Below are 16,418 nucleotides of genomic sequence, written 5' to 3'. Positions count from 1 at the left end.
CCTGAGTCACTGTGCCGGAAGCTTATCGAGAAAGCCGATGACGCTTTTCAGGCGACCATTCTCGATGACACCGATGTCGGTGCCTTCGATGACGGAATCAGTGCCTTCCGGCCCGAGATTCCACGAGAAGCGGATCGTGTCGCCAAAGCCGTCCGGCTTGCCCTTCAGCGAGAACCGGAAGCCGGCAAAACGCTGCTGAACGCCGTCGATCAGTGCGGCGACGCCATCATGGCCGTCGCCCTGCATGATCGGATCGCGGTAGCTGACGTCCTCGGTGAAGGTCGCCTTGAGCAAGGCTGCCCGGCGCCCGGCGTCGCTCTCGTTCCAGGCAGTGATGTAATTTTCGGCGATCGTGTTGAGGTCGGTCATGGTCTGTCTCCTTTGTTGAGTGGCTTTGACATGACCGTTTTCATCCAGCGCCAGCGCGAAACCAATTACGCCTGAGGTAATCAGGACAGAACCATGCGAGAGGGCAGACAATCATGACCAGCGGCTTTTTCGGCGACATCCAGAAGATCAAATACGAGGGACCGGATTCGACCAATCCGCTCGCCTATCGGTTCTACAATCCCGATGAGGTTGTGGCCGGCAAGCGGCTGGAAGACCATCTGCGCTTTGCCGTCGCCTACTGGCATTCCTTCGCCTGGCCGGGCGGTGATCCGTTCGGCGGCCAGACCTTTGACCGGCCGTGGTTTGCCAAGGCCGGCGGCACCGATACGATGGAACTGGCCAAGCTCAAGGCCGATGTCGCCTTCGAGATGTTTGCGCTGCTTGGCGCCCCCTACTTCTGCTTCCACGACGCCGATGTGCGGCCGGAAGGAAAAGATTTTTCCGAAAGTGCCGCGCGCCTCGACGAGATATCAGATTACTTTGCGTCGAAGATGAAGCAGACCGGGGTCAAGCTGCTTTGGGGCACGGCCAACCTGTTCTCCAACCGCCGCTTCATGTCGGGCGCCGCCACCAATCCCGACCCGGACGTCTTCGCCTATGCGGCAGCAACGGTAAAACACTGCATCGACGTCACCAAACGGCTGAAGGGCGAGAACTATGTGCTGTGGGGCGGCCGCGAGGGCTATGAGACCCTGCTCAACACCGACCTTGCCCGCGAGCAGGAGCAGGCCGGCCGCTTCCTCAACCTGGTCGTCGACTACAAGCACCGCATCGGCTTCAAGGGCACCATCCTGATCGAGCCGAAGCCGCAGGAGCCGACAAAACACCAGTATGACTATGATGTCGCCACCGTCTACGGCTTCCTGAAGCGCTTCGGGCTGGAGAAGGAGGTTAAGCTCAATATCGAGCAGGGCCATGCCATCCTGGCCGGCCATTCCTTCGAGCATGAATTGGCGCTGGCCAATGCGCTCGGCATTTTCGGCTCGATCGACATGAATCGCAACGACTACCAGTCGGGCTGGGACACCGACCAGTTCCCCAACAATGTGCCGGAGATGGCGCTGGCCTACTACCAGGTCCTGCAGGCCGGCGGCTTCAAGAGCGGCGGCACCAATTTCGACGCCAAGCTGCGCCGGCAATCGCTCGATCCGCAGGATCTGCTGATTGGCCATATCGGCGGCATGGATTGCTGTGCCCGCGGCCTCAAGGCCGCCGCGCGCATGGTCGAGGACAAGGCGCTGTCCGCCTCGCTGGCCGAGCGCTATGCCGGCTGGAACTCGGCCGAGGCCAAGGCGATGCTTGCCGGCAAGCGGACGCTGGAGGAGATCACCGAACGCGTCGTCAAGAACAAGATCGAGCCGCAGCCGAGATCCGGCCGCCAGGAACTGCTGGAGAATATCGTCAACCGGTACGTCTGAGGTGTCGGACCGGCGGGTCTCCTGATAGACCCACCGGACCGGAACAGCTTTGCGCGAGGGCGGAACCGACGACAAGGTTTTGCCTCGCGCCGCCCCTCAATCGCCTCGCTCTTGCCTTCAAACAGCCGTCACGAATCTTGTATATGTGGTTCGTGGCGGAAACAGAAAGAAGGAGGCGAAACGATATGCAGCACGAACGCGAAATCGACGCCCTGCTCTCATCTGGCGAGGCCGGATCGATCATCGACCGGCTCATGGCGCTGCCGCATCCGAAGCATGGTGCGCGGAGTGCAAACGAATGGGATCGCGCGGTCGCCAGCCGCTTCGAGACCCATCTTGCGAGACAGATGCGCTCGCATATCGACGGCAAAAGCGGCCGCCAGGATGCTGCCTAATCCACCTTTGTCTATGCATGTCGTCACCCCAAAACCGCTACGCACTTTTGGGCGACATGCACTATCCCCTGCGCAGCCTGACCGGCGCTTCGCCGAAAGCTCTTGAAAACGCCCTGGAAAATGCCGCGGCGGACGAAAACCCCGTTCGCCCGGCAATATCGGCCATGGCCACGCGCGTGTCGACCACCAGCCGGCGCGCCGCACCCAGCCGCAGCCTGAGATAATAAGCGCCCGGCGTCTCGCCGATCGACTTGCGAAAGATGCTTTCCAGCGTTCGCGCCGTCACCCCGGCACGCTTCGCTACAGCAGCGATGGTCAAGGGTTGGTCGACATGGGCTTCCATCAGCCGGATGGCTTGCGCCAGCCGCGGATCGTAGCCGTCGAAGCGGCCGAGCGAGACCAGCGGCTGCGCGTCGGTCGCCGCCCGCGCCTGGTCGTAGATGAAGACGCTTGCCACGTCGAGCGCGACGGCCATGCCGAGCCGCGTGCGGATCAGATGCAGCATCAGGTCGAAGGTCGGCGAAGCGCCGCCGGAGGTGAAGACCGGCCCGTCGATGACATAGCGGTCGGGGCGGACATCGACGCCTGGAAAGGCCGAGGAAAAATCCTCCATGTCCTCCCAATGCGTGGTGGCGCTGCGCCCTTCCAGCAGGCCGGCGCGGGCCACCAGCCAAGTGCCGGCCTCGACGCCGCCGCAGGCGCGTGCGGCGCGTGCCGCCCGGCGCAGGCCGGAAAGCAGTGCCGACGTGGCATAGTTCTGCGTGCCGAAGCCAGCGACCACGACAAGCATGTCGGTCGTATCCGCCGCGTCGAAGCGGCCGCTGACCGCAACCGGCAGGCCACATGTGGTGCCCGGCGCTTCGCCGGGCACCGAAACCAGCCTGAAATCGAATAGCGTCTCGCCGGCAATACGGTTGGCGGCGCGCAGCGGATCCACGGCCGATGCCACGCACATGATAGAAGACCCGGAAAACACCAGCAGCGTCACCTTGAGCGGCGAGCGCTCGGCGCAAAAGATCGACGGTTTTTCGCTTTTCATCATATGGTCTTCGTAAAACGCAAAACAGTTTCCGGCAAGTCAGGCATTGTTGCCGTCTGGTCGATCGGGCCCATGTTTGATTGAGCCGTGTTGGTCGGGACCGTCTGTGCCGATTGGGAGGAAAATCCATGCCGCTTGCAATGAACCGTGAGGTTTTCATTACCTGTGCCGTGACCGGGTCCGGCAGCTCGCAGGACCGTAGCCCGCATGTGCCGCGTTCGCCCAAGCAGATTGCCGATTCGGCCATCGATGCGGCAAAGGCGGGTGCGGCGATCGTCCACTGCCATGTGCGCGACCCCGAAACCGGCAAGCCGCGCCGCGACGTGCACCTTTATCGCGAGGTAACCGAGCGCATCCGCGCGGCAGACGTCGACGTGGTGCTGAACCTGACCGCCGGCATGGGTGGAGACATGGTGTTCGGTTCGCCGGAAAACCCGCTGCCGCTCAACGAAAAAGGCACCGACATGGGCAGCGCCACCAACCGCGTGGAGCATGTGCGCCAGTGCCTGCCGGAAATCTGCACGCTCGACTGCGGCACCATGAATTTCGCCGAGGCCGATTATGTCATGACCAACACGCCCGGCATGCTGCGCGCGATGGGCGGCATGATGACGGCGCTCGGTGTCAAGCCGGAGATCGAGGCCTTCGACACCGGGCATCTCTGGTTTGCCAAGCAGCTTGTCGAGGAAAAGGTGCTGGATGCGGATGCTCTCGTGCAATTGTGCATGGGCGTGCCATGGGGGGCGCCTGACGATCTCAACACCTTCATGGCTATGGTCAACAATGTGCCGTCGAGCTGGACCTGGTCTGCGTTTTCCATCGGCCGCAACCAGATGGCCTATGCCGCCGCCGCGGTGCTGGCCGGCGGCAATGTCCGCGTCGGGCTCGAGGACAATCTCTGGCTCGACAAGGGCGTGCTGGCGACCAATGCGCAGCTGGTCGAGCGGGCGGTCAGCATCGTGTCGAACATGGGCGCAAGGGTCATCGGCCCGGATGAGGTGCGCAAGAAGCTCAATCTGACGAAGCGCGCGCCGCTTTGAGAAGGGATCCGGTTGGGAGGAGCCGTCGATGAAGACCGTGAAATTCACCGCCATGAAGGACGGCGACCGCGAGGACTACGCCTTCCTCACCGAGCACGAGATCGACTATGCGGCGAAGACCGGCGAACGGCTGCTCGACGCGCTTGTCCAGCTCGACGAAGGCCTGTCCGGCTATAAGATCACCCGGCTCGGCCATTCGCTGCAGGCGGCAACGCGCGCATGGCGCGACGGCGCCGATACGGACTGGATCGCCTGCGCGCTGCTGCACGACATCGGCGACATCTACGCACCCTACAATCACGACGAATATGCAGCTTCGATCCTGAAACCTTTCGTGCGCGAACAATGCACCTGGGTGGTGGAAAAGCACGGTGATTTCCAGCGCCTTTATTACGCCCACCATCTCGGCGGCAATCCCCATGCGCGCGACCGTTTCGCCGGCCATCCCTATTTCGACGATTGCGACCAGTTCTGCGAGCGCTGGGACCAGTCGAGCTTCGATCCGGATTACGACACGTTGCCGATCGATTTCTTCCGGCCTTTCGTGCTCGAAGTGTTTGCGCGCAGGGCCTATGACCCCACCGTGATCCGCGCCGGCGAGCGCGTGCCTCTCATCGACCTGGAGGTAGCCAGGACAAGAACCGGAGCCTCCGCATGAGCATCATCACCAAGGCGGCTGCCATCGGCGGCGGCGTCATCGGCGCCGGCTGGGTGGCGCGGCTGCTCTTGAACGGCATCGACGTGTCGATTTTCGACCCCGACCCCGAAGCCGCGCGCAAGGTCGGCGAAGTGATGAAAGGCGCGCGCCGCGCCTACAAGCAGATGCTGCCCGACGGCCTCCCAAAAGAGGGCAAACTGACCTTTGCCAAGACCATCGCCGACGCCGTCGCCGATGCCGATTTCATCCAGGAAAGCGTGCCTGAAAGACTCGACCTGAAACATCGCGTGCTGGCCGAGATCGACCTTTATGCGCCGGCCAATGCCATCGTCGGCTCCTCGACCTCCGGCATCAAGCCGACCGACATGCAGGTCGCGATGAAGAAGCATCCGGAGCGGCTGGTCGTCGGCCATCCGTTCAACCCGGTCTACCTCCTGCCGCTGGTCGAGATCGTCGGCGGCGAGCAGACCTTTCCCGAGGCGATCGAAGTCGCCAAGGAGATGTACGCCTCGATCGGCATGAAGCCGGTGGTGATCCGCAAGGAGATCGAGGCGTTTGTCGGAGACCGCCTGCTGGAGGCGGCATGGCGCGAGGCGCTGTGGCTGATCAAGGACGGCATCTGCACGGTCGAGGAACTCGACGACATCATGCGCTATGGCTTCGGCCTGCGCTGGGCGCAGATGGGCATGTTCCAGGTCTACCGCGTCGCCGGCGGCGAGGCCGGCATGCGCCACTTCATGGCGCAGTTCGGGCCGTGCCTGAAATGGCCATGGACCAAGCTGATGGATGTGCCGGAATTCAACGACGAGCTGGTCGACCTGATCGCCACCCAGTCGGACGACCAGGCGCATGGGCTGTCGATCCGCGAGCTCGAAAAGATCCGCGACGACAATCTGGTCGCGATCATGGAGGCGCTGTCGAAGCAGAACAAAGGCAAGGGCTGGGGCGCCGGCGCCTTGCACAAGGATTATACCAAGCAACTCGCCAAGCTTGCGGCAAAAAAGCCCACCGCCTCCAAGGCGGCCGAAAAGGCCAAGGCTGAAAAGCCGAAGAAAAAGAAGAAAGGCTGAGACCATGGATTTTGGGCTCTCCGAGGAACAGAAACTGATCGTCGAGACGACGCGCGCCTTCGTCGAGAATGAGCTTTACCCGCATGAGCGCGAGGTCGAGCGCACCGGCGTGCTGCGCCGCGAGCTGATCGAGGAGATCAAGGCCAAGGCGATCGCAGCCGGCCTCTATGCCGCCAACATGCCTACTGAAGTCGGTGGCGCCGGGCTCGATACGGTGACCTGGCTGCTTTACGAAAAGGAGCTCGGCCGCGCCAATTACGCGCTGCATTGGACCTGCGTGGCGCGGCCTTCCAACATCCTTCTGGCCGGCACGCCGGAGCAGCGCGAGAAATACCTCTATCCCTGCATTCGCGGCGAGAAATGGGATTGCCTGGCGATGACCGAGCCGGGCGCCGGTTCCGATCTGCGCGGCATGAAGGCGACCGCGGTGCAGGACGGCGACGACTGGGTGCTGAACGGCACCAAGCATTTCATCAGCCATGCCGACCTTGCCGATTTCGCGATTTGTTTCATGGCTTCGGGCGAAGAGGAGTCGCCGGGCGGCAAGCGCAAGAAGATCACCGCTTTCTTTGTCGACAAGGGCACCAAGGGTTTTATGGTGCGTGACGGCTACCGCAACGTCTCGCATCGCGGCTACACCAACGCCATCCTTGAATTCGACGATTGCCGGCTGCCCGGAGCCCAAGTGCTCGGCGAAGTACACAAGGGTTTCGACGTTGCCAATTCGTGGCTTGGCGCAACCCGCCTGCAGGTCGGCGCCACCTGTCTCGGCCGGGCCGAGCGGGCGCTTGGCCATGCCATCGAGTACGCCGCGCAGCGCCAGCAATTCGGCCAGCAGATCGGCAAGTTCCAGGGTGTGTCGTTCAAGCTCGCCGACATGGCGACCGAATTGAAGGCTGCCGATTTGATGGTGTTCGAAGCCGGCTGGAAGTACGATCAGGGCACCGTCACCGATCAGGACATGGCCATGGCCAAGCTGAAGGCCACCGAAATGCTTGCCTTCGTCGCCGACGAGGCAATCCAGATCCATGGCGGCATGGGGCTGATGGACGACCTGCCGCTTGAACGCATCTGGCGCGACGCCCGTGTCGAGCGCATCTGGGAAGGCACTTCGGAAATCCAGCGCCACATTATTTCGCGGGCGCTGCTGCGCCCGTTCGGAGCCTGATCAATGCACAGACTTGAACGTCTCCTGCGTCCACGCTCCATTGCAGTCTTCGGCGGCGCGCAGGCGGCTGCCGTCGTCGCGCAATCGATCAAGATGGGTTTTGCCGGCGAGATCTGGCCGGTGCACCCGAGCAAAGACGAAGTCGCCGGCCGCAAGGCCTACCGTTCGGTAGCCGATCTACCCGGCGCCCCCGACGCCGCCTTTGTCGGCGTCAACCGGCATTTGACCATCGAGGTGGTCAAGGCGCTGGCCGAACGCGGCGCCGGCGGCGCCGTCTGCTTTGCCGCCGGCTACCTCGAAACCGAGGCCTATGACGAGCATGGCGAGCGGCTGCAGGCCGAACTGGTCGCCGCGGCGGGCCGGATGCCGATCATCGGGCCGAACTGCTACGGCCTGATCAACTATGCCGACGGCGCGCTTTTGTGGCCCGACCAGCATGGCGGCATCAGGCTTGCCGAGGGCGGCCGCGGCGTTGCCATCATCACACAGTCGTCCAACATCGCCATCAACATGACGATGCAGAAGCGCGGCCTGCCGATCGCCTTTCTGATGACCGCCGGCAACCAGGCACAGACCGGCCTTTCCGAAATGGCGCTCGGCCTGATCGAGGACGATCGCGTCACTTCGCTCGGCCTGCACATCGAGGCCTTCGATGCGGTAGCCGGCTTTGAAAAACTAGCGGCGCGGGCGCGTGAGTTGAAGAAACCGATCATCGCCATGAAGGTCGGCCGCTCCGAGCAGGCGCGGCAAGCGACCGTCTCGCACACGGCATCGCTGGCCGGGTCGGATGCCGCCTCGGGCGCCTTCCTGAGGCGGCTGGGCATCGCCCGCGTCGATTCCATCCCGGCCTTCATCGAGGCGCTTAAGTTGCTGCACGTCACCGGCCCCCTGCCCGGCTACCGGCTGTCGTCGATGAGCTGTTCGGGCGGCGAAGCGTCCGTCATGGCCGACAGCGCCGAAAGCCGCTGGGTGAATTTCCCGGCGCTGACCGACACGCACCGCGCCCACGTCAAATCGACGCTCGGGCCGCTGGTTGCGGTGGCCAACCCACTCGACTACCACACCTTCATCTGGAACAACGAGCCGGCGATGACCGCCACCTTCACCGCCATGGTGTCGGGCGGTTTCGACCTCAACATGCTGGTGCTCGATTTCCCGCGTCCCGACCGCTGCTCGGACACCGACTGGTGGACGACCCTGCGCGCCTTCGAATCGGCGCTGAAGACCAACAAGGCGCAGGGCGCGATCGTGTCCTCGCTGCCAGAGAACCTGCCCGAGGAATACACCGCTGGGCTGATGGCACGCGGCATGGTGCCTCTGTTCGGCATTTCCGAAGCCATGGAAGCCGCCCAGGCGGCAGCCTTCATCGGCTGGGCCTGGCGCGAGCCGCAGGCGCAGCCGATCGACACCTCCGCTTCCGGGGCGCCTGCCGGCGACCATGTCACGCCTGATGAGGCCGAGGCGAAAGCGCGGCTGATCGAGGCCGGGCTCCCCGTGCCCAGAGGCGAACGCGCCGGCAATGCGGTCGAGGCGGTCATCTCCTCGATGGCGCTTGGTTTTCCGGTTGCGCTGAAGGCTTTGGGCGTCACCCACAAATCCGAGCTTGGCGCGGTGCGGCTCAACCTCAGGGATGCCGAATCCGTCAGCACCGCGGCCCATGATCTCGATGCGCTCGGCACCGGCCTCTATGTCGAGCGCATGGTGCGCGACGGCGTCGCCGAGCTGCTCGTCGGCTTCACCCGCGACCCGATGTTCGGCGCGGTGATGACGCTCGGCACCGGTGGCGTGCTGGTCGAACTGCTGCGCGACAGCGTCACGCTGATGCTGCCTGCGACGCGCGACGACATCGAGGCGACGTTGCGCGGGCTCAAATTGTTCCCGCTGCTCGAAGGCTATCGCGGCCGGCCCAAGGCCGATGTCGCGGCGGCCATCGAGGCCATCGCGGGAATTGCCGCCTTCGTGCAGCAGAATGCCGGCGAGATCGAAGAACTCGATATCAACCCACTGATCGTTTGCGCGCAAGGCAAAGGCGCCTGGATCGCCGACGCGCTGCTGGTGCTTGGGGAGAAAAAGAATGTCTGACGTCATCACCACCCGCCGCGAGGGCACGATCCTCGAAGTCACGCTCGATCGGCCCAAGGCCAATGCCATCGACCTGAAAACCTCGCGGCTGATGGGCGAAGCGTTCAAGGCGTTCCGCGACGATCCGGATCTGCGGGTCGCCATCGTCAAGACTGCCGGCGACAAGTTCTTCTGCGCCGGCTGGGACCTCAAGGCCGCGGCCGGCGGCGATGCGGTCGACGGCGACTATGGCGTCGGCGGCTTCGGCGGACTGCAGGAATTGCGCGATCTCAACAAGCCGGTCATCGCCTGCGTCAACGGCATGGCAGTCGGCGGCGGCTTCGAGCTGGCGCTGTCCTGCGACCTCATCTACGCGTCGGATCATTCTTCCTTCGCGCTGCCCGAAATCCGTGCCGGCACGCTGGCTGACGCGGCAACGATCAAACTGCCGAAGCGCATCCCTTATCACGTCGCCATGGACCTTTTGCTCACCGGCCGCTGGATGGATGTCGCCGAGGCGCACCGCTGGGGCCTAGTCAATGAGGTGCTGCCGAAGGACAGGCTGGAGGACCGGGTTTGGGAGATCGCCCGGCTGCTGGCCGGCGGGCCGCCGCTGGTCTTCGCAGCAATCAAGGAGACGGCGCGGGTCGCCGAATCGCTCACCTTCCAGGACGCGATGAACCGGGTGACGCGGCGTCAGTTGCCGACGGTTGACGCACTGTACGGCTCGGAGGACAATCTCGAGGGCTTTCGCGCCTTTGCTGAGAAGCGCGAGCCGATATGGAAGGGGAAGTGACACTGCTGAGATGATGGCGTTCCTTCACACCCCCCTCTGCCCTGCCGGGCATCTCCCCCTCAAGGGGGGAGATCGGATGTCGCTTCGATTTTCGCCAATCTCCAACGTTGCAAGATGGGCTGCAAGGTCGAAGCTGCCAATCTCCCCCCTTGAGGGGGAGATGTCCGGCAGGACAGAGGGGGGTGCCTGGGCTCAACCTTGGCAGCTTGTCCAGCACTCATGACAGACTACATAACCCTGATCGACGCCGAGACCTGGGCCTTCATCGAGCGGACCAACTCCTACTATCCGCCAGATACGATCGACTACACGATCGATCAGCAGCGCGACATCTACGACCGCATGTGCCGTGAATTCTCTGTCGGCCACCCAGACAACGTTACGGCGGAAACCACCGCCATTGTCACGCCCTCGCATCCCATCCCGATCCGCATCTATCGCATCCCGGCGCCGGAAGCGGCGGCGATGGTGCTTTATTTCCATGGCGGCGGTTTTATCCTCGGCGGGCTCGACAGCCATGACGACGTCTGCGCCGAGGTTTGCGCCCGCACCGGCTATGAAGTGGTTTCGGTCGACTACCGGCTGGCGCCGGAACATCTTCATCCGGCCGCCTTCGACGATGCCATCAGCGCCTTCGAATGGGCGGCGACGACTTACAAGCGCCCGATCCTGCTTTGCGGCGACAGCGCCGGCGGCAATCTCGCCGCTGCGGTCAGCCACGCAACGCGCGGCCATGCACGAAAGCCGATCGGCCAGGTGCTGATCTATCCCGGCCTTGGCGGCGACCGCTCGCAAGGCTCTTACGTGACCCATGCCGAGGCGCCGATGCTGACCGTGCGCGACCTCGATTTCTACACGAATATCAGGACCGGCGGCGAAGACCGCACCGGCGACCTCACGCTGTCGCCGCTGGCCGACGCCGATTTTGCCAATCTGCCGCCGACCGTGCTGATCACCGCGCAATGCGACCCGCTGTCGTCGGACGGCGAGGCGTATCGCGACCGCGTCGTCGCGGCGGACGGCCACGGCTACTGGTTCGAAGAGCCGGGACTGGTGCATGGTTATCTCAGGGCCCGACACACGGTCGGTCGTGCGCGCTCGAGTTTTGCCCGGATCGTCGACGCGGTGTCGGCTCTGGGACGGGGCGAATGGATCTGGTGAGGGATAGCCATCCAAGTTTCACGCTGCTCCACGCGCGGCCGCCCGGCCGGCGCTGCGGCCGGAAAAAATGCAGCCGCCAAGAAACGTGCCTTCCAGCGCGGCGTACCATGAGCGAATCGACAAGGAAGATGCCGCCGAGCGACTGTTCCGGCTCCTGGTCGACGATGATGGTCTTCTTGCCTGCCTCGGCCAGTTCCGCCGCGGTGACGAGGCCGGCAAGGCCGGCACCGACAATGATCACATCGGCATTGTCAGCCATTCTCTCCTCCCCCGGCTCTCCTCCCGGCTTTGATTCTTTGGTTTGTCGCAGGTTCTTGTCGCAAAACCGCGGGACACTTTTGCGGAACCTGCTTGGTTGTCAGACCGCCTCCCAGCCTTCCTTCTCGCCGGCGCGGAAAATGGCGTCGATTACCTTCTGGTTGAGCACCGATTCCTCCAGCGTAAAGACGCGGTCAGTGCCGCCCTGTGCCGCCCGCACGAACGCCTCGACCTCGAGCCGGTATTGCTGCATCCCGGGGAAGCGGAACACTTGCGCCTCGCTATGGTTCTGGTTGTGCAGCTCGACGCGATGGTGGTCATAGATTCCGGCGTTGAACGGCGAAAGCACCTCGATGAAACCCTTCTCGCCGTGGAACACCATCACCTGCCGCGCCGCCATCTGCGTCGACAGATAGAACGACAATTCGAAGTCGCCGAAATCGGCGCGGATCGAAGAATAGATGTCGGTGCCGAACGTCTTGTCGCGCTCGATCGTCGCCTGGACGCGCAGCGGCTCCTTGCCCGTCGAAAAGCGCGTCGACACCGTCGGGTAGACGCCGATGTCGGGCAGCGCGCCTCCGCCGAGGTCGAGCTGGTTGCGCATGTTTTTGGGATCGACATTGTAGTAGGAAAACGCGCCCTGGACATGGCGCAGCCGGCCGATGGCGCCGCTGGCGATCAGCTCGCGAACCTTGATCCACTGCGGGTGGTAGACGACCATGAAGGCTTCGCAGACCAGCACGTTTTTGGCGTCGCGCAGCGTGATCAGCGGCGGAATGTCCTTGGCATCGAGCGCCAGCGGCTTCTCGACCAGCACATGCTTGCCGGCTTCGATCGCCTTGGCGGTCCATTCGACATGCTGCGCAGTCGGCAGCGGGATGTAGACGCCATCGACGTCCTTGGATGCGAGCAGCTCGTCATAGGAACCGAAGGCATGGGGCGCGCCGAAACGGTCGGCCAAGGCACGGGCTTTCGACAGGTCGCGGCTGGCGATCGCCGACAGCACGCCGTTCTCCGCTTCGACCATTGCAGGCAAAAGATGCTCGCGGCCGATCTTGGCCGTCGACAAAACACCCCATCGGAACATCAGGCTTCTCCCTCTCGATTGCAGACGACGAGGTTTGCCTGAAATCCGGGGAAAAGCCAATCAGAGACGCTAGTTTTTCCGCGAGTCGACCGTCGCCAAGGCGTGCGGCGGAACGATTCTGGGCCGTCGCAACGCCTTGTCGTAACGGCATGGATCCTGGGGTCTGCGCCGCGTCGCTTCGCTCCTTGCTCCGCCCCAGGATGACGATGCGAGAGGTGTCTCTGCCAATCGCGAAGGTGAAGCTAACCTCGCCTGCCGGTCAGCGTCATGTCGAAGTCGACGACGTTCGAATAGATCGGCGTGCCGACATCCATGCCGTAGCGCGACCGCAGCACCTTGCCGGTGACGTGGAATCTGATCGTGCCAGCCTTGAGGCCGGCGAGCTCGGCCGTGAATTTTTCCGGAAAGGTCTTGCCGCGCGCCGTCAAACGGCCGGTGACGACGGCTGACGTGTCGCCGGTGCGTTTCACGCTGGTCGAGCGGAACTGGATTTCCGGGTTGTTGGCGGCGTCGAACACCGCGTCGGAGCGAAGGAAGGCGTCGACGCGGCTCTGGCCGGTGCCGACGCTTTCGGGAAAGATGGTGATATTGACCTGGGAGCGCCCGACATTGCTGTTGTCGATGCGGATGCTGCCCTTGAAGCGGGCGAAGGCGCCGGCGACCCCGCCGCCGCCGCCGACCTTGCCGACGGAGCAACGGATGCTGGAACCGGCCGGGCTGATCGTGTAGCTGCCGGCAGCGTCGCTGAGCGCCACCGCAGCGAAAACGGGCATGGCAAGGCAGGTGGCGACCGCCGCAAATCCGAAGATGCGCGCAACCATGGGCGTGACCCTTTTTTGGAGGCAACGCTTTTTTAGCGCCCTCGCTCCATCAACGAATGAACCGCCCACCCTATTCCGCGCTGTGATCCGACGAAGGCGTGATCATGCGCGTCAGCACCGTGTCCGTCAGCGAGAAATGATGGCGCAGCGCCGCGGCGATATGCAAGGCGACAAGTCCGATGCCGGCATAGGCGAGATACCAATGCGCCGAGCTCCAGAAGCTTTCCGCCGGGTCCGATTCCGCGAGCGGCAGGTCCGGCATGACGAACAGGTTGAACGGCATGCTCGGGATCTCCAGCATCGACACCGACACCAGCGCCCAGCCGGACAGAGGCAGCGCGAGCTGAAAGCCGTAAAGCGCGAAATGGACGAGTGGCGCCACGCGGCGCTCGAAAGGTCCGACCGAGCGCGGCATCGCCGGCACCGCATTGCCGACACGCCAGGCGATGCGCAGGATCACCAGCCCGAGCAGCAGAAAGCCGAAGGATTTGTGCAGCTGGATCAGTTCGAAGGCGGTGCGCTGGCTGGACAGCCGCATCATGACGACGCCGAGCACGAACTGGCCGATGAAGATCGCGGCGATCAGCCAGTGAAGGACGATTGCCGCCCAGCCATAGCGGGTGGTGTCGTTTGTGATCAATGCGGGCATGGCCAGCAAACGATCGCGGCCCCGGCTTTCTTCCACTGCCGACAGTCTATCCCGCCGTCTTGAAGAAATCGACAGGCCCTGAGCGCCGGCCGCATCTGGCGGCGGCTTGGATAGTAGACGAAGAAACCGTCGAACGGCGGGCACCAGTCCTCCAGCACGCGAATGAGCTTGCCGGCGGCAATGGCATCGCGAACATAATCCTCGAACACGAAGGCGAGGCCGGCGCCGTCGACCGCCGCATAGGCGATCAGATGGTCCTCGTCGAGGATCAGCGGCCCTTGCACCGCCATCTCGATCTCCTCGCCGTCCTTCTCGAATTCCCAGCGGTAAAGAATGCCGCTGGAGAAGCGGAAGCGGAGACAACGGTGACCGGCGAGATCGTGCGGATGGTGCGGCCTGGGCATGGTTGCGAAATAGGATGGCGCGCCGACGACGGCGCCGCGAAGGTCTGGCCCGATGCGCACCGCGATCATATCGCGCTGCAGGCTCTCGCCGAGCCGCACGCCGGCGTCGAAGCCGCCTTCGACTACGTCGGTGAAGCGGTCTTCGATGACGATCTCCAGCACGATGTCCGGATAGGCCGATGCAAAGGCGCCGAGCCGCGGCGTCAGTGCCAGATGGGCTGCGGTGCGCGGCACGGTCAGCCTGAGGTTGCCGGCCGGCCGGTCGCGCGCCTCGACCGCCGATTCCAGCGCCAGATCGATTTCCGACAGCGCCGGCCTCAGCCGCTCGAGCAGCTGCGCGCCTGCCTCGGTCGGGGCGACGCTGCGCGTGCTGCGCGCCAGCAGACGCACGCCAAGACGCGCTTCCAGGTTTGAAACCGCGTGGCTGACTGCGGAGGGCGCAATGGCCAGTTCCCTGGCCGCGCCGCGAAAGCTGCCGCATTGGGCGACGGTTGCCAACACTGCAAGCTGTGAGAGGTGAGTTCGGCTCATTGATCTATTCTTTAGAACAGCCCGTGCGGATGAGAGCCGATTATCGAACGCGTTGCAAGGCGCTATCTCTGCCGCATCACAACAAGGAGACGCGTGATGCAAACCCGCAAGCTTGGAAATGAACTTGACGTCTATCCGGTCGGCCTCGGCTGCATGGGGATGAGCTTCGGCTATGGCGGCCAGCCGGAGGCGGATGCGATCGCCACGCTGCACCGTGCCGTCGATATCGGCGTCAACTTCTTCGACACCGCCGAGGTCTATGGCCCGTACGAGAATGAGATCCTGCTCGGCAAGGCGTTGAAGCCGGTGCGCGACCAGGTGACGATCGCGACGAAATTCGGCTTCAAGATTCTCGAAGAGCGCAACGGCGTCGAGCGGATGGCCGGTGTCGACAGCCGCCCCGAACACGTCAAGGCGGTGGTGGCCGAAGCGTCATTGAAGCGGCTGGGCACCGAGGTGATCGACCTTTATTACCAGCATCGCGTCGATCCCAATGTCCCGATCGAGGATACGGTCGGCGCCATGGCCGAGCTGGTGCGCGAAGGCAAGGTGCGCGCGCTCGGCCTTTCGGAGGCGAGTGCGGCGACCATCCGCCGGGCGCATGCCGTGCATCCGATATCAGCCGTGCAGAGCGAATATTCGCTGTGGAGCCGCGATCCGGAAGAAGAGGTGTTTGCCGTCTGCCGCGAGCTCGGCATCGGCTTTGTCCCCTACAGCCCGCTCGGCCGCGGCCTGCTGACCGGCACCATCGACAAGCCAGAGGTTCTCGGCGCCGGCGACTGGCGCCTCACTCTGCCGCGCTTCCAGGCCGACGCCATGGCGGCCAATGCGGCTGTTATCGCCACGCTGGAGACAATGGCGGCGGCGAAGGGCGTGACGCCGGCGCAACTGGCGCTCGCCTGGGTGCTGCATCAGGGCGATTTCATCGTGCCGATCCCAGGCGCCCGCAAGATCCGCCATCTCGAGCAGAATGCGGCAGCGGCACAGATTGCGCTGAGCCAGGCCGAGGTGGCGGCCATCGGCGACGCCCTGTCGCCGGAGAAGGTCACCGGCAAGCGCTACACCGAAGAGATGCTGGCGCTGGTCAACGGATAAACGGCGACTCAGAGACAACCGAGGGCACTTCGGCGTCTCTTTTTCGAATACGGCGGTGCAGAAGATTGCGAGATGTTGGCGGGACAGCGCCCCCCTCTGTCCTGCCGGACATCTCCCCCACAAGGGGGGAGATCAGATCTCCTCCGCTTTCGCCAACTACCAACGCTGTAAGATGAGCCAGACGGCGAAGCTGCCAATCTCCCCCCAAGTGGGGGAGATGTCCGGCAGGACAGAGGGGGGCGCTGTCCCGCCAACATGTCAGGCCTCTATGGTCCATCGCCTTAGGTGGTGTGGACTCTTAGGATTCCCTTTTTGACCGTAGCATGATTCAAGACTGCTTTTGGAGGCAGCCTTGGGTGTAATGGATCGGTTGATAT

At 63.7% G+C, this 16,418-nt stretch carries 15 protein-coding genes and 2 pseudogenes; 10 read left to right on the top strand and 7 right to left on the bottom strand.

What is annotated here, in order from left to right:
- Positions 1 to 6: 6 nt before the first annotated feature.
- Entirely contained in the window at positions 7 to 369 is a 363-nt protein-coding gene (locus NKH12_RS09535; protein ID WP_352952875.1) for a nuclear transport factor 2 family protein, read from the bottom strand.
- A gap of 113 nt (positions 370 to 482) precedes the next feature.
- Between NKH12_RS09535 and xylA the strand changes: the two genes are divergently transcribed.
- Positions 483 to 1,808 carry a xylose isomerase gene (xylA, locus tag NKH12_RS09530; RefSeq protein ID WP_352952874.1) on the top strand — a complete coding sequence of 442 codons (1,326 nt, stop codon included), beginning with the start codon at positions 483 to 485 and terminating at the stop codon, positions 1,806 to 1,808.
- Between the two features lie 143 nt (positions 1,809 to 1,951).
- The gene (locus NKH12_RS09525; RefSeq protein WP_352952873.1) at positions 1,952 to 2,203 is read left to right on the top strand and encodes a hypothetical protein; all 252 of its coding nucleotides are present in this window, start codon (positions 1,952 to 1,954) and stop codon (positions 2,201 to 2,203) included.
- Between the two features lie 61 nt (positions 2,204 to 2,264).
- On the opposite strand, the gene NKH12_RS09520 is transcribed toward NKH12_RS09525, so the two are convergent.
- Positions 2,265 to 3,245 (bottom strand): GlxA family transcriptional regulator, encoded by a 981-nt coding sequence (locus NKH12_RS09520; RefSeq protein ID WP_352952872.1) that lies wholly within the window; start codon positions 3,243 to 3,245, stop codon positions 2,265 to 2,267.
- 125 nt (positions 3,246 to 3,370) lie between these two features.
- On the opposite strand from NKH12_RS09520, the gene bcoG reads away from it, so the two are divergent.
- The 7 genes from bcoG to NKH12_RS09485 all read left to right on the top strand — a co-directional run bounded on the left by bcoG (position 3,371) and on the right by NKH12_RS09485 (position 11,196).
- The gene (gene bcoG, locus NKH12_RS09515) at positions 3,371 to 4,282 is read left to right on the top strand and encodes a 3-dehydrocarnitine:acetyl-CoA trimethylamine transferase BcoG (RefSeq protein ID WP_352952871.1); all 912 of its coding nucleotides are present in this window, start codon (positions 3,371 to 3,373) and stop codon (positions 4,280 to 4,282) included.
- A 28-nt stretch (positions 4,283 to 4,310) separates the two neighbouring features.
- Positions 4,311 to 4,940 carry an HD domain-containing protein gene (locus NKH12_RS09510; protein ID WP_352952870.1) on the top strand — a complete coding sequence of 210 codons (630 nt, stop codon included), beginning with the start codon at positions 4,311 to 4,313 and terminating at the stop codon, positions 4,938 to 4,940.
- Positions 4,937 to 6,010 carry a carnitine 3-dehydrogenase gene (locus tag NKH12_RS09505; protein WP_287099694.1) on the top strand — a complete coding sequence of 358 codons (1,074 nt, stop codon included), beginning with the start codon at positions 4,937 to 4,939 and terminating at the stop codon, positions 6,008 to 6,010. The genes NKH12_RS09510 and NKH12_RS09505 overlap by 4 nt, the downstream gene beginning before the upstream one ends.
- Positions 6,011 to 6,014: 4 nt before the next feature.
- On the top strand, positions 6,015 to 7,178 hold the full coding sequence (locus NKH12_RS09500; RefSeq protein ID WP_352952869.1) for an acyl-CoA dehydrogenase family protein: 1,164 nt from the start codon (positions 6,015 to 6,017) through the stop codon (positions 7,176 to 7,178).
- A 3-nt stretch (positions 7,179 to 7,181) separates the two neighbouring features.
- A complete protein-coding gene (locus NKH12_RS09495; RefSeq protein ID WP_352952868.1) occupies positions 7,182 to 9,260 on the top strand; it encodes an acetate--CoA ligase family protein in 2,079 nt (692 codons plus the stop codon).
- Positions 9,253 to 10,035, top strand: a complete 783-nt coding sequence (locus NKH12_RS09490; protein ID WP_352952867.1) for a carnitinyl-CoA dehydratase — start codon at positions 9,253 to 9,255, stop codon at positions 10,033 to 10,035. The genes NKH12_RS09495 and NKH12_RS09490 overlap by 8 nt, the downstream gene beginning before the upstream one ends.
- 219 nt (positions 10,036 to 10,254) lie before the next feature.
- Positions 10,255 to 11,196 carry an alpha/beta hydrolase gene (locus NKH12_RS09485; protein ID WP_352952866.1) on the top strand — a complete coding sequence of 314 codons (942 nt, stop codon included), beginning with the start codon at positions 10,255 to 10,257 and terminating at the stop codon, positions 11,194 to 11,196.
- A gap of 97 nt (positions 11,197 to 11,293) precedes the next feature.
- Here NKH12_RS09485 and NKH12_RS09480 read toward each other — a convergent pair.
- The 5 genes and pseudogenes from NKH12_RS09480 to NKH12_RS09460 form a co-directional block, all read right to left on the bottom strand.
- Positions 11,294 to 11,455 (bottom strand): annotated as a pseudogene (locus NKH12_RS09480) (FAD-dependent oxidoreductase); the annotation flags it as partial.
- A gap of 99 nt (positions 11,456 to 11,554) precedes the next feature.
- Complete coding sequence (locus tag NKH12_RS09475) at positions 11,555 to 12,541, bottom strand: Gfo/Idh/MocA family protein (RefSeq protein WP_352952865.1); 987 nt, start codon at positions 12,539 to 12,541, stop codon at positions 11,555 to 11,557.
- 242 nt (positions 12,542 to 12,783) lie between these two features.
- On the bottom strand, positions 12,784 to 13,362 hold the full coding sequence (locus NKH12_RS09470; RefSeq protein WP_352952864.1) for a YceI family protein: 579 nt from the start codon (positions 13,360 to 13,362) through the stop codon (positions 12,784 to 12,786).
- A gap of 70 nt (positions 13,363 to 13,432) precedes the next feature.
- Positions 13,433 to 14,011: a cytochrome b gene (locus NKH12_RS09465; RefSeq protein WP_352952863.1), complete on the bottom strand. Its 579-nt coding sequence runs from the start codon at positions 14,009 to 14,011 to the stop codon at positions 13,433 to 13,435.
- A 46-nt stretch (positions 14,012 to 14,057) separates the two neighbouring features.
- Positions 14,058 to 14,946, bottom strand: a pseudogene (locus NKH12_RS09460) (LysR family transcriptional regulator).
- A gap of 96 nt (positions 14,947 to 15,042) precedes the next feature.
- Here NKH12_RS09460 and NKH12_RS09455 point away from each other — a divergent pair.
- The gene (locus NKH12_RS09455) at positions 15,043 to 16,041 is read left to right on the top strand and encodes an aldo/keto reductase (RefSeq protein WP_352952862.1); all 999 of its coding nucleotides are present in this window, start codon (positions 15,043 to 15,045) and stop codon (positions 16,039 to 16,041) included.
- Positions 16,042 to 16,418 lie beyond the last annotated feature (377 nt).

The organism is Mesorhizobium sp. M1322 (genome assembly GCF_040318085.1).
Taxonomy (GTDB): Bacteria; Pseudomonadota; Alphaproteobacteria; order Rhizobiales; family Rhizobiaceae; genus Mesorhizobium.
The sequence above is the reverse complement of the archived record's forward strand: the minus strand, read 5'-3'. Positions and strand labels throughout refer to the sequence as shown.

What these genes read in the sequence shown, in the direction of transcription:
- NKH12_RS09535 (WP_352952875.1), bottom strand. Translation starts at nt 369, where the DNA reads ATGACCGACCTCAACACGATCGCCGAAAATTACATCACTGCCTGGAAC.
- xylA (WP_352952874.1), top strand. Translation starts at nt 483, where the DNA reads ATGACCAGCGGCTTTTTCGGCGACATCCAGAAGATCAAATACGAGGGA.
- NKH12_RS09525 (WP_352952873.1), top strand. Translation starts at nt 1,952, where the DNA reads ATGTGGTTCGTGGCGGAAACAGAAAGAAGGAGGCGAAACGATATGCAG.
- NKH12_RS09520 (WP_352952872.1), bottom strand. Translation starts at nt 3,245, where the DNA reads ATGATGAAAAGCGAAAAACCGTCGATCTTTTGCGCCGAGCGCTCGCCG.
- bcoG (WP_352952871.1), top strand. Translation starts at nt 3,371, where the DNA reads ATGCCGCTTGCAATGAACCGTGAGGTTTTCATTACCTGTGCCGTGACC.
- NKH12_RS09510 (WP_352952870.1), top strand. Translation starts at nt 4,311, where the DNA reads ATGAAGACCGTGAAATTCACCGCCATGAAGGACGGCGACCGCGAGGAC.
- NKH12_RS09505 (WP_287099694.1), top strand. Translation starts at nt 4,937, where the DNA reads ATGAGCATCATCACCAAGGCGGCTGCCATCGGCGGCGGCGTCATCGGC.
- NKH12_RS09500 (WP_352952869.1), top strand. Translation starts at nt 6,015, where the DNA reads ATGGATTTTGGGCTCTCCGAGGAACAGAAACTGATCGTCGAGACGACG.
- NKH12_RS09495 (WP_352952868.1), top strand. Translation starts at nt 7,182, where the DNA reads ATGCACAGACTTGAACGTCTCCTGCGTCCACGCTCCATTGCAGTCTTC.
- NKH12_RS09490 (WP_352952867.1), top strand. Translation starts at nt 9,253, where the DNA reads ATGTCTGACGTCATCACCACCCGCCGCGAGGGCACGATCCTCGAAGTC.
- NKH12_RS09485 (WP_352952866.1), top strand. Translation starts at nt 10,255, where the DNA reads ATGACAGACTACATAACCCTGATCGACGCCGAGACCTGGGCCTTCATC.
- NKH12_RS09475 (WP_352952865.1), bottom strand. Translation starts at nt 12,541, where the DNA reads ATGTTCCGATGGGGTGTTTTGTCGACGGCCAAGATCGGCCGCGAGCAT.
- NKH12_RS09470 (WP_352952864.1), bottom strand. Translation starts at nt 13,362, where the DNA reads ATGGTTGCGCGCATCTTCGGATTTGCGGCGGTCGCCACCTGCCTTGCC.
- NKH12_RS09465 (WP_352952863.1), bottom strand. Translation starts at nt 14,011, where the DNA reads ATGCCCGCATTGATCACAAACGACACCACCCGCTATGGCTGGGCGGCA.
- NKH12_RS09455 (WP_352952862.1), top strand. Translation starts at nt 15,043, where the DNA reads ATGCAAACCCGCAAGCTTGGAAATGAACTTGACGTCTATCCGGTCGGC.